This is a genomic window from Gramella sp. AN32 (genome assembly GCF_023718305.1).
In the GTDB taxonomy this organism is placed as follows: domain Bacteria; phylum Bacteroidota; class Bacteroidia; order Flavobacteriales; family Flavobacteriaceae; genus Christiangramia; species Christiangramia antarctica.
Genome location: NZ_QEYO01000001.1, coordinates 130,373 through 142,471 on the forward strand (window position 1 = coordinate 130,373; position 12,099 = coordinate 142,471).

Below are 12,099 nucleotides of genomic sequence, written 5' to 3' on the forward strand. Positions count from 1 at the left end.
ATATATTTTCATGAATTGTAATCCTCAAGCCAATGATATTTATGCTCCGGAACCCTATACGGTATTAGAAGGCATGAATCAGGTTCAGGTGGACTATTATTTTTCTTCCAAAAAAGATGTTAAGGATTACGAGATTAGTCTTACTACCCGTATTATTGTTTTAGACGAAATCTTTATTCACACTGCTATTTACAATATTGAGCAATTCCAGATCCTCGCCTGTGTTAAAGTAGCGATTAAAAAGCATTTAAAAAAATTGGGTGCTTCAGATGAGTTGATAGCGAGGACTTTAAAAAGTACGAAATTGGACGTTTCCAATCATCTTTGGGATGAATTAAATAAAACTTCTTTGTAATTTTCATTCTATCTTTGAATCAAACCCTAGTTTATGAAGTTTATAGGTGCACTTATTTTTGCTATCGCAATTATCATAGGAGCTTATTTATTAGGTAATGCCTATGTATCAAGAGCAAATCCAGATGGGGTTATTTCCGTTACCGGAAGTGGCAGTGAAAATTTTATCTCAGACCTTATTGTTTGGGAAGGTACTTTCAGTAGGAATAGTGCCAATCTTGAAGAGGCTTATAAAAACTTAAATAGCGATAAGCAGGTAGTGCGTGATTATTTAATCAATAAAGGCATCAAAGAAAATAATATTGTTTTTAACTCGGTAAATACCAGGGAACTTCAGGAAAATCAATATCAAAATGGCAATTTTGTAGGGAGTATTTTTACCGGGTATGAACTTTCGCAAAGCGTCAAAATCGAATCTACAGATGTTGAATTGATCGAACAGGTTTCCAGGGAAATTACCGAATTATTGAATAAAGGTGTTCAATTCAATTCTCAGCCTCCCAGGTATTATTATACAAAAATATCTGACCTCAAAATTCAGATGATCTCGAAAGCTACGGAAGACGCCAGGCTACGTGCGGAAAAAATTGCTGAAAATAGCGGCGGAAGTTTAGGAGATTTAAAAAATGCCAGTATGGGGGTTTTTCAAATTACCGGGCAAAACAGCGGGGAAGATTATAGCTGGAGTGGTGCTTACAATACGATAGACAAGAACAAAACCGCCAGCATCACTATGCGACTGGATTACGAAATTGATTAGTAATTATTACATTTCCTCACGAATTTTCCTGAACCTTTTTGTGATTCATTGCGCGCTGATTAATTTTATCGATAATTAAGAGACTGCTTCAGTCGCATAGCTCCTGCAGTGACGATTCTAGCTTCCAAGTTGCACATTTCGACTCCGCTCAATGTGACAGGGGCTTTTACTTTTCTCTTTTCTTTTCACGTCTAGATTAGTTTCAAGTTCTAGTTTCAAGCCTCCAGCTTCCAGCTTCAAGTTGCACATTTCGACTGCGCTCAATGTGACAGATATTTCAACTTTTCTCTTTTCACGTCTAGATTAGTTTCAAGTTTTAAGCTTCCAGCCTCCAGTTTCTAGTTTCTAGTTTCCAACTTCCAAGTTGCACATTTCGACTGCGCTCAATGTGACAGGGGCTTTTACTTTCCAGATTCCAGCTTCCAGTTTTCACTTCAATGTTTCAAGGATTTGATCTATATCGTCTTCCGTAGTATCAGGATTTATAAAGCAAAATCGTATCACATCTTCTTCTTTCCATTTGGTAGGCGTTACCAGGGCAAAACCGTCCCGGTGATTTTTATAGGTCCATTCTTTATAATCATCGGCATTCCAACCTTTTCTTTTAAATAATACTACGGAAAGGCCTGCAGGGCGAACTAATTCCAGAAGATCATTCTGCTTTATTTTGTTCTCTGCGATTTTTGCCAGTTCAATTCCCCGTTCTATCGCCCATTGATATTTTTTGGTGCCATGCATGGCCAGCGAAAACCATAATGGCATTCCCCTCAACCTTCTGGTAAGCTGAATTTGATAATCTGCCGGATTAAATCCCTGCGCTCCTTCATCTTTAAAAATATCCAAATAAGCTCCTTTTTGGGAATGGGCATTTTTGGCGATTTCCAGATTTTTATAAATGACCGCACCGCAATCATATGGCGAAAAAAGCCATTTATGTGGATCTATTGTAATACTATCAGCTTTCTCAATTCCATTGAACAGATCTCTAACCGACTTTGCCGCAAGCGCTCCTCCTCCATAAGCACAATCTACATGCATCCAGATTTTTTCAGAAGCACAAACTTCAGCAATGCCTTTAAGATCATCAATAATTCCGGCATTGGTCGTTCCGCCGGTAGCAACCACAGCAAAAATTCGCTCTCGCAAATCACTATTCAAAACCTTTAATGCCTTCTGAAGATCCATTCCTGAAAAAAAATCTTTTTCTGTCTCCACAACATGTACTTCAGCATCCATCACTTTTGCCATCGCATTAATGGAACTATGCGCTCCTTCCGAAGTAATGATAATCCCCTTTTTTGATCTGGTTTCAGGATGCGTATTTCTAAAATGATCCCGTGCTGCGACCAGTGCAGAAAGGTTTGCGGCAGTGCCTCCACTGGTAAAAACCCCAAATGCAGAATCGGGCAGACCGGTTAAGGAAACCAGCCATTTCATCGCCTGGTTTTCACAAAAAATTCCACCGGCACCTTCCATCCAGTACGCTCCGTGAATACTAGAGGCAGAGGTTACCAGATCAAACATTATGGCTGCCCTTGTTGGTGCAGCGGGTACAAAGGCCAGATGCCTGGGATGATCTATAGGCACCGTTGCCTTTACCAGCACATCCCGAAATAATTTGAACGCATTTTCGCCACCAATCCCTTCAGGAGTGATGGTTTCACCCACCATTTTCAATAATTCTTCTTCTTTTTTGGGACTTCCTAGTTCCGGGGTGATATTGGAAATTCTACCAATAGCATATTTCATGACGTCCAGGGTCATTTCCACCAGATCCATATCTATGGAATGCATTTTATTTTTTTCCAAAAGTGAGCACTTTAAATTGAGAGTGTAAAGGATCTAATTCTTCTTTTAATTTTGAAATCAATTCTTCGCCATATTCCAGATAGAATTCTGAAAAGTTGGTCTGCCTTTCCTGTAAACTATGATGGGGAAAAAGGTCATTCTGGAGCTTTGCAATGCGCTCGACTTCATCTTTAAGTTTTCGCTTTTGCGCTTTTAGCAAACGCTTTTCCAGATGATCAAGGCCTTTGAGTTGCTTCACTTCCTGAGCTTTTACCGCATTCAGGAAAGTAGGATCGGTTTTCTCTGCAATTTCATACATAGCCTGAAATTGCTCAATAAGATGTTCTTTTTGCGGACCAAAATCTATATTAATATTTGATATTTTTCGCACTTTTCTATTGATGAGTTCGTGTTGCTGAAGAAAGAGTTCCTTAAGATCGATATTCAGTTTTTGCCTTTTCTCATCCTGTTTTTCGGTTTGGAGTAAAGCGGAATTCCGTAGCAGCAACATAGGAAAACAAACATTTTCAGCTTCGAAATAATTCTTTAATTCCAGCCAGTAGGCCAGTTCTCCACCCCCGCCAATATAACAGAGATTTGGTAGGATCACTTCCTGATAAAGCGGCCGCAACATTACATTGGGACTAAATTTTTCCGGATGATTGTTCACTTCACTTTCAATATCTTCTCGGATCCAGGAAATATTAGTGTCATTAACATAAAACTTATCTTCCTTTGCAATAATTCTCTCCCTAAAATCTTCAGTAACATAAAAAAGATTGATTTCCCTAGGGTTCACCTGCACTGAATAGCCCAATTCCTCAAGTTTCGCAATAGACTTTGAAGAATTTTCCAGGGAAACATGCTCAAATAATTCATTCTTCACCTGCGCTGAAAAATGCTTTTTCAGGTTTTTATCTTCCGCATCAAGGATTACCAAACCATATTTACCAAAAAGTTTATTGGCAATAAACCGGGTAGCATCGGTTAAATTATCATGTTCCAGATATCCTTTTCTGAATAAGTCTTTGAGATATTCAGCATTTTTGCCGGCTCCTATTTCCGCAGCAAAAAGTTTAAATACCTCCTCCAAACCTTCAGTAGATAAAACGCCTACCGGAGCGCGACCTGCTTTTTCTTCAGCATTTGCCCAATTAAATTTCTTTCCGTTTAAGTTGAAAAAATTAATTTCTTCAAAATCATGATCTTCGGTGGCCATCCAATAGACGGGAACAAAATTTTGCTCTTTATATTTTTCAGAAAGCTGTTCTGCAAGATTGATCGTGGAAACGATCTTATATAGGAAGTAAAGCGGGCCCGTAAAAAGGTTTAACTGGTGCCCGGTGATGACCGTATAGGTATTGTCCCTCTTTAAAAGGTCAATATTCTCCCGGGTTTTTTCTGAAATTTCCAGATGCTTATATTGCTTTTGTAAAGTAAGCACGAGGTCTTTTCTTATGGAATGATCATAATTTTTACTCTTTTCAGCGATCTGTTCTGAAAAATTATCCAGATGGGGGAATCTATTATAAAATTGTTTTAATTCATTTTTTTGATCGAGATAATCCAGAATTAATGGTGAGAAATAATTGGTTTCGGAATACGAAATACAATCGCTTGGCATAAAATTCAATTGAGGTGCAAAGATACCGAAGTTAGCTATTTTATTCACAAAATTTTAGTTAATTAGGGCTCCAATACCATCATACCAGAAATCAACAAGATTTAACACATGAAAAATCACTTCTCATTTTTTTTATTATTCCTTCTGTTTTCTATAACCACATACGGACAATTACAAAATCCGCGAGAATTTTTAGGCTACGAATTAGGAGCGCAGTTTTCGAGGCATGCTGATGTGGTTCGCTATTTTGAACATGTCGCGGAAAATTCAAATTTGGTCAACTATCAGTTTTATGGTAAAACCAATGAAAGAAGGCCACTTTCTTATGCAATCATTTCTTCGGAAGAAAATTTAGCCAACCTGGAACAAATTAGAACTGCACACTTGCAAAATGCCGGCTTAGAAACTGGAGATTCCAAACCTGACAAAGCGATTGTATGGTTAAGTTATAATGTACATGGAAATGAAGCTTCCAGTACCGAAGCCGCTATGAAAACGCTCTACGAACTGGTCACCAACCGCAAGGATTTTTTGCAAAATACCGTCGTTATTATTGATCCTTGTGTAAATCCTGATGGGCGTGATCGTTACGCTAACTGGTACAATCAGGTAAAGGCCAGCCCATATAATACTTCCCAGGCCGCCGCGGAGCATGATGAACCCTGGCCGGGAGGACGGCCCAACCATTATCTATTTGATTTAAACCGTGACTGGGCCTGGGCTACACAGGTGGAAACACAGCAAAGGCTGAAAATTTATAACCAATGGCTGCCACATATCCATGTAGATTTTCATGAACAGGGAATTAATGATCCCTATTATTTTGCTCCTGCAGCAAAGCCATTTCATGAAATTATTACTCCATTCCAAATAGATTTTCAGACTAAAATCGGGAAAAATCATGCAAAATATTTTGATGAGGAAGGCTGGCTTTATTTTACCGGAGAAAGGTTTGATTTGTTATACCCAAGTTATGGGGATACCTATCCTACCTATCTGGGGGCCGTGGGAATGACCTACGAACAGGCCGGGAACGGAATGGCAGGATTGGGGATACAAACCGATGAAGCTTCAGTTTTGACCTTAAAAGATCGGCTTAATCATCATTTCACCACCGGGATTTCTACGGTAGAGGTTGCCTCACAAAACGCCGAAGAACTTAATAAACAATTCCGAAGTTTCTTTAAGAATGAGAATATAAATTATAAATCGTATGCTTTAAAAGGTGACGCTGATAAAATCAGAATTTTAAAGAAATTGCTCGACAGGCATGAAATTAATTATGGCTATACGGGTTCCGGAAAAATAAGTGGCTATCAGTATAATTCGGGCAAAGAAGGAAATTTTCAGGGAACTGAACAAACCCTGGTGGTTTCTACAAACCAGCCCAAAGGGAAAATGGTAAAAGTGCTTTTTGAGCCGCAAACCATGTTGCAGGATTCGCTAACTTATGATATCACTGCGTGGAGTTTGCCTTATGCGTATGGATTGGAATCTATTGCTTCCACTAAACTTATTTCAGGAAATACTAAAAATGAAGTTGAAAAAATTAATAATGTCACCGCTGCAAAAGGCGCGGGTTATATCTCCAAGTGGACTTCCATGGAAGACGCACGATTTTTGGCCGCGCTTATTAAAGCTGATGTGAAAGTTAGATTTAGTGAAGTGCCTTTTAAAAATGGTGGAGAACAATATGGACGGGGAAGCCTTTTAATTACTAAAAGTGATAATCTTGATCTGGAAAATTTTGATGAGAAGGTTGTAGAAATTGCAAATGAATTTAACCGAAAACTGAGTCCGGCCCAATCTTCTTTCGCCGATGAAGGCCCCGATTTTGGATCGTCATCTATGCAGTTAATCAACAATCCGAAAGTTGCATTATTAAGAGGTGCTGGAACTTCTTCATTAAATTTTGGGGAGATCTGGTACTTTTTTGAGCAGGAATTAAATTATCCGGTTACGCCAATTGGCACCGATTATTTTGCAGACATCAACCTATCTGAATTTGATATTCTTATCATGCCTACAGGAAGGTACGGGGATATTTTGGATGAGGATACGACCAAAAAAGTTTCAGATTGGGTAAAAAATGGAGGAAAACTAATCGCTATAGGAAATGCCATCGCTTCGTTCGCCGATAGTGAAGATTTTGATATTTCAGAAAATAAAATAACTCCAAAAGACACCTTAAAAAAAGGAAATTTAACTTCCTATGCAGATCGCGAGCGGGAGAGTATTAAAGACCTGATCACCGGAAGTATTATAGAAACCCAGGTGGATGCCACCCATCCCATGGCATTTGGATATGATGATACCTATTTCACCCTGAAATTAAACAGCGATAGTTATGCCTTGCTGAATGATGGCTACAATGTCGCGTATATTAAAGATCCCAAAGTAGTTTCTGGATTTGCCGGGGATAATGCCAAAAAAGGCCTTAAAAATTCACTTGTTTTTGGTGAAGAACGCATGGGAGGCGGAAGCTTTATTTACATGGTAGATAATCCACTTTTTAGGGCGTTTTGGGAAAATGGAAAACTATTCTTTGTAAATTCCATTTTCTTTGTGAATAATAACAGTTTTAACGATTTATAGATCATGAAAAACCTGGGTTTTTTCGTCGCTTTTCTTTTATTGCAATCAACGCTTTATGCACAAAATACTTCTGAAAATTTTCAGGTAGATTTTGAAACTTTTACCCTTAAAAATGGCTTAAAAGTGATTCTGCATCAGGATGAATCAGATCCTGTGGTCGCGGTGGCACTTACCGCCCATGTAGGATCTGCCCGAGAAAAAGCAGGAAGGACCGGTTTCGCGCATTTATTTGAACATTTGCTTTTTCTGGAATCTGAAAATTTAGGCAAAGGCGGACTTGATAAAATGAGTTCCAGAATTGGAGGTTCCGGAGCCAACGGTTCCACCAGCCGCGATCGCACCAATTATTTTCAAACCGTTCCCAGTGACGCTATGGAAAAAATGATCTGGGCAGAAGCTGATAAGCTTGGCTATTTTATAAATACCGTTACAGATCCTGTGCTGGCCAAGGAAAAACAAGTCGTTAAAAATGAAAAACGACAGGGAGTTGATAACAGGCCTTATGGCCATACCATGTATATAATCGACAAAAATCTGTATCCCGAAGATCATCCTTACCACTGGCAGGTAATTGGTAGTTTGGAAGATCTTCAAAACGCGACTTTGCAGGATGTAAAAGATTTTTATAATACCTGGTATGTTCCCAATAATACGATTTTGACCATCGCCGGCGATTTCAACAAAGAACAGGCTATTACATGGGTGCATAAATATTTCGATGAAATTCCCGCCGGGGAACAAATAGAAGACTTCAAAAAACAGCCGGTACAACTTACCAAAAACAAGAAACTATATTACGAAGATAATTTCGCCAAACTGCCGGAATTGACCATAGCCTGGCCTTCGGTGTATTCCTATCATGAAGATTCTTTCGCGTTGGAAATTTTGACCCAGTATTTGTCTCAGGGTAAAAACGCGCCTCTGTATAAAAAACTGGTAGAAGAAGAAAAATTGACCAGCAGGGTGAGAATGTACAATTACACTTCAGAACTGGCCGGGCAGCTAATGCTTCAGGTTAGGGCTTTCGAAGGAAAGGATCTGGATCTTGTGGAAAAAGCGATCACCGAAGTTTTTTCAGAATTTGAAAAAAATGGAATTTCAGAAGATGATCTTAAACGTATAAAAGCGGGACAGGAAACCAGTTTCTATAATGGATTGTCCAGTGTTTTAGGCAAGGGATTTCAATTAGCCCAATATCAAATCTATGCTGATGATCCCAATTTTATCAATAAAGAGGTGGATAAACTTTTAGAGGTTTCCGCGGAAGATGTGATGAGGGTTTACAATAAATACATCAAAAGCAAAAAGTATGTCATGACCAGTTTTGTTCCGAAAGGGGAAATAGAACTGGCAGTGGAAAATTCGGTTGAAGCTGAAGTTATAGAGGAGAAAATCGTTGAAGGAGCCGAGGAAGAATTTGATCTAAACGAAAAGGTTACCTATGAAAAGACAACTTCCAGTTTTGACAGGAGCATGGAACCACCTTATTATGGTAAACCAGAACTTAAAGTTCCCGAGATCTGGAAAGTAAATATGCCTTCCGGCTTAAAGATTTTAGGCATTACCAATAACGAAGTCCCCTTGGTACAATTTAGCCTCGATATAAAAGGGGGACAACTCCTGGAGAATAAAGAAAACGCGGGAATTTCGAACCTGCTTGCCAGTATGATGACCAAAGGGACCGAGAACAAAACTCCGGCTGAACTTGAAGAAGCGATTGAATTGCTGGGTGCTAATATTTATGCCAGAGCAAACACGGAAAAAATTTCCATTTATGGTAATACACTGGCCAAGAATTTTGTTCCCACGATGAAACTGGTTCAGGAAATATTATTGCAGCCCAGATGGGATGAAGAAGAATTTGAATTGATCAAGCAACAAACCTTAAGTTCGCTACAGGAACAAAAAGGGGATCCTAACAGTATCGCCCAAAATGAGTTTAAAAAACTTGTCTATGGTGATAAATCGATCCTTGCGTTCAATGAACTGGGAACACCAGAAACAATTGAATCTATAAGCCTACAGGATTTAAAAAGTTTTTATAAAAACAATCTTACTCCGTTAAACAGTAGCTTTTTAATAACCGGGGCGATATCAAAAAACGATGCTGAAAATGCTCTCAAAGCTATTTCAGCAAACTGGCCACCACAACAGGTAGTTATCCCGGAGGTAGAAGAATTTGTAGCTCCCGCAGCATCAAAAATTTATTTTTATGATGTTCCGGGTGCAAAACAATCGGTGCTGGCATTTGGCGCTCCTGCCCTTTCTGCAACCGATAAAGATTTTTATGCTGCAGAAGTTATGAATTATCGTTTGGGCGGAGGCAGTTTTGCTTCACAATTAACCCAGGAACTACGCGAAGGGAAAGGCTATACCTATGGAATTAGATCGAGATTTGAGGACCAGAGCTTTGTTGCGCCATTTGTGATCACGAGTGGTGTACGTTCTAATATTACCTATGAAGCGACAGAGCTGATCATACAGATCCTTAAAGAATATCCTGAAAAATTTAATGCCCAGGATCTCGAGATTACCCAAAGCTATATGATTAAGAGCAATGCCAGAGAATTTGAAACCCTAGGTTCTAAATTAAATATGCTTGCCGAAATTAATGAATTTGGATACGATGATGCTTATGTGAAAAATCGTGAAGCCGAAGTTGAGCACCTCAGTATTATGGATATTCAGGAACTTTCCAGAAAATATGTGAATCCAGATAAAATGATCTATTTAATTGTGGGTGATGCTGAAACTCAGTTAAGCAAGCTAAATGAACTTGGCTATGGTGAACCGGTTTTATTAAATCCTTCCGAAGAATAATTATATAAAAGTCCCGATTTGTCTGAAAAATCATCCTATTTTCTTACTGGTGGAATTATTGCTATTCTCATCATCTTATATTTCGTTTATCCTCCTTTCCAGGATTTCATCAACGAAACCTGGAATATTTTGTGGAGCAAGGATGAACAAAAAATAAAATCGCATTTTGAAGGTTTTGGTTTTTGGGGACCGCTGGCTATTATTTTGGTCATGATCCTCCAGATCTTCTTAGTGGTTTTTCCCTCGTGGTTGCCTATGATTGTGGCAGTTTTGGCTTATGGTTTCTGGGGCGGGGCCTTCATTTCCATCGCAGGGGTTTTTTGTGCCTCCAGCATCGCCTTTTATATGGGAAAATTCTTAGGTGAAGAACGTCTGGAAAAGATTATCGGAAAATCTACGCACAAAAAAGTAGGTTACTGGGTCAAAAACTATGGTTTTTGGACGATTGCAATTTTTAGAGTGTCACCATTTCTTTCTAATGACGCCATTAGTATTATTGCGGGAATGCTTACGATGGATTATAAAAAATTTATTTTTGCCACCCTAACCGGAATTGTCCCCCTTTCTTTTGCAATTGCTTACTTCGCGGAAGATATAGACCAGTTAAAAAATGGCCTGTATTGGATAGGAGGAGCCGGAATAGTGATTTATGGGATCTATGTCCTGATCGATTATAGAAAAAATAAAAATACCGAAACTACCTCTTAATTATAGCGTTTGAATTTTAAGATCTTTTCTGGAAAGCTTTTTCTCAACCTGTTCTGCAGGTTCACCATAGAGATCAAAATCTGCCGCATCGTTGATTCTAATATCGTAGAATTCCCCGGTTTTCAGGTAAATTTCAGTCGCATCAATTAAAACCTCATTATCCACATCTGGGGAATCATGTTCGGTTCTGCCAATAAAATAATTTCCTTCTTTGCGGTCTACAATAACTTTGAAGATTTTTCCAATTTTTTGCTGATTTAGTTCCCAGCTAATTTGAGACTGGATTTCCATGATTTCATTCGCTCTCTCCTGCTTTATTGCCTGTGGAACGTCATCAACTAAATTATAAGCGTGTGTATTTTCTTCATGGGAATAGGTAAAACAACCCAGTCTTTCAAAACGCATTTCCTGAACCCATTCTTTCAATTCCTGAAAATGTGCTTCGGTTTCCCCGGGATATCCCACAATTAACGTGGTCCTTATAGCCATGCCTGGCACAATTTCCCTGAATTTTTTCAGAAGATCTGTAGTCTTTTTATGGGTAGTTCCACGACGCATGGATTTCAGAAGATCATCGGAAATATGCTGTAGCGGAATATCTAGATAATTACAAATTTTAGGCTCCCGCTTCATCACGTCCAAAACATCCAAAGGGAAACCAGTAGGAAATGCATAGTGCAACCGAATCCAATCGATCCCTTCAACCTTTATAAGGTTTTCCAAAAGTTCGGCAAGATTGCGTTTTTTATAAATATCAAGACCGTAGTAAGTTAGATCCTGGGCAATCAGAATTAGTTCCCTTACTCCGTTTGCAGCTAAGTGTTCAGCTTCTTTTACCAGGTTTTCAATAGGAGTGGATCTGTGTTTCCCACGCATAAGCGGAATAGCACAAAATGAACATGGCCGATCACAACCTTCAGCAATTTTAAGATACGCGTAGTTTTTTGGGGTTGTGGTCAATCGCTCGCCCAGTAATTCATGCTTATAATCGGCTTCGAGGGCTTTTAATAATCCGGGTAATTCTGTAGTTCCGAAGTATTGATCCACATTAGGAATTTCTTTCTGAAGATCTGGCTTGTAGCGTTCACTTAAACAACCGGTAACAAAAACTTTATCAACTTCACCCTGCTCCTTCTTTTCAACAAATTCAAGAATGGTGTTTACAGACTGTTCTTTCGCATTATCGATGAAGCCACAGGTATTGATCACGACAATATTCCCATCTTCTTCATGAACAACATCTTTGTTATTGGCCTTTAACTGGCCCATCAACACCTCACTGTCGTAGACATTTTTGCTACAACCAAGGGTGACTACATTAATCCTGTTCTTCTTTAATGACTTCGTCCTCATAAACTTACTCCTCTATATTTGAACTTGGAATTACTCATAAAAGAAATTCTAAGCGGCTGCAAAGATACAATCTAAAATTAGAATTCAAGAAGCATAA

At 38.9% G+C, this 12,099-nt stretch carries 8 protein-coding genes; 5 read left to right on the forward strand and 3 right to left on the reverse strand.

The features are described from left to right. Positions 1–10 precede the first annotated feature (10 nt). Together DHD80_RS00645 and DHD80_RS00650 are read left to right on the forward strand one after the other, a co-directional pair. Positions 11–355, forward strand: a complete 345-nt coding sequence (locus tag DHD80_RS00645; RefSeq protein ID WP_251738949.1) for a hypothetical protein — start codon at positions 11–13, stop codon at positions 353–355. Between the two features lie 33 nt (positions 356–388). Beyond that, entirely contained in the window at positions 389–1,114 is a 726-nt protein-coding gene (locus DHD80_RS00650; RefSeq protein ID WP_251738950.1) for an SIMPL domain-containing protein, read from the forward strand. A 429-nt stretch (positions 1,115–1,543) separates the two neighbouring features. Here DHD80_RS00650 and DHD80_RS00655 read toward each other — a convergent pair whose 3' ends face one another. Both DHD80_RS00655 and bshC read right to left on the reverse strand, forming a co-directional pair. After that, positions 1,544–2,908: an aminotransferase class V-fold PLP-dependent enzyme gene (locus DHD80_RS00655; protein ID WP_251739318.1), complete on the reverse strand. Its 1,365-nt coding sequence runs from the start codon at positions 2,906–2,908 to the stop codon at positions 1,544–1,546. Between the two features lies 1 nt (position 2,909). Continuing rightward, positions 2,910–4,526: a bacillithiol biosynthesis cysteine-adding enzyme BshC gene (bshC, locus tag DHD80_RS00660; protein WP_251738951.1), complete on the reverse strand. Its 1,617-nt coding sequence runs from the start codon at positions 4,524–4,526 to the stop codon at positions 2,910–2,912. A gap of 108 nt (positions 4,527–4,634) precedes the next feature. Between bshC and DHD80_RS00665 the strand changes: the two genes are divergently transcribed. From DHD80_RS00665 to DHD80_RS00675, 3 genes are read left to right on the forward strand one after another with little or no spacing between them, the layout of a single operon-like run. Continuing rightward, on the forward strand, positions 4,635–7,121 hold the full coding sequence (locus DHD80_RS00665) for a M14 family metallopeptidase (RefSeq protein WP_251738952.1): 2,487 nt from the start codon (positions 4,635–4,637) through the stop codon (positions 7,119–7,121). Between the two features lie 3 nt (positions 7,122–7,124). Continuing rightward, positions 7,125–9,941 carry a pitrilysin family protein gene (locus tag DHD80_RS00670; protein WP_251738953.1) on the forward strand — a complete coding sequence of 939 codons (2,817 nt, stop codon included), beginning with the start codon at positions 7,125–7,127 and terminating at the stop codon, positions 9,939–9,941. Positions 9,942–9,959: 18 nt separating this feature from the next. Continuing rightward, positions 9,960–10,649 carry a VTT domain-containing protein gene (locus DHD80_RS00675; protein ID WP_251738954.1) on the forward strand — a complete coding sequence of 230 codons (690 nt, stop codon included), beginning with the start codon at positions 9,960–9,962 and terminating at the stop codon, positions 10,647–10,649. On the opposite strand, the gene rimO is transcribed toward DHD80_RS00675, so the two are convergent. After that, the gene (gene rimO, locus DHD80_RS00680) at positions 10,650–12,002 is read right to left on the reverse strand and encodes a 30S ribosomal protein S12 methylthiotransferase RimO (RefSeq protein ID WP_251738955.1); all 1,353 of its coding nucleotides are present in this window, start codon (positions 12,000–12,002) and stop codon (positions 10,650–10,652) included. Positions 12,003–12,099: the final 97 nt, after the last annotated feature.

Bases quoted from the DNA above. Each gene is read 5' to 3' on its own strand.
- bshC (WP_251738951.1), bottom strand. From the start codon at position 4,526: ATGCCAAGCGATTGTATTTCGTATTCCGAAACCAATTATTTCTCACCA.
- rimO (WP_251738955.1), bottom strand. From the start codon at position 12,002: ATGAGGACGAAGTCATTAAAGAAGAACAGGATTAATGTAGTCACCCTT.
- DHD80_RS00655 (WP_251739318.1), bottom strand. From the start codon at position 2,908: ATGCATTCCATAGATATGGATCTGGTGGAAATGACCCTGGACGTCATG.
- DHD80_RS00665 (WP_251738952.1), top strand. From the start codon at position 4,635: ATGAAAAATCACTTCTCATTTTTTTTATTATTCCTTCTGTTTTCTATA.
- DHD80_RS00670 (WP_251738953.1), top strand. From the start codon at position 7,125: ATGAAAAACCTGGGTTTTTTCGTCGCTTTTCTTTTATTGCAATCAACG.
- DHD80_RS00650 (WP_251738950.1), top strand. From the start codon at position 389: ATGAAGTTTATAGGTGCACTTATTTTTGCTATCGCAATTATCATAGGA.
- DHD80_RS00645 (WP_251738949.1), top strand. From the start codon at position 11: ATGAATTGTAATCCTCAAGCCAATGATATTTATGCTCCGGAACCCTAT.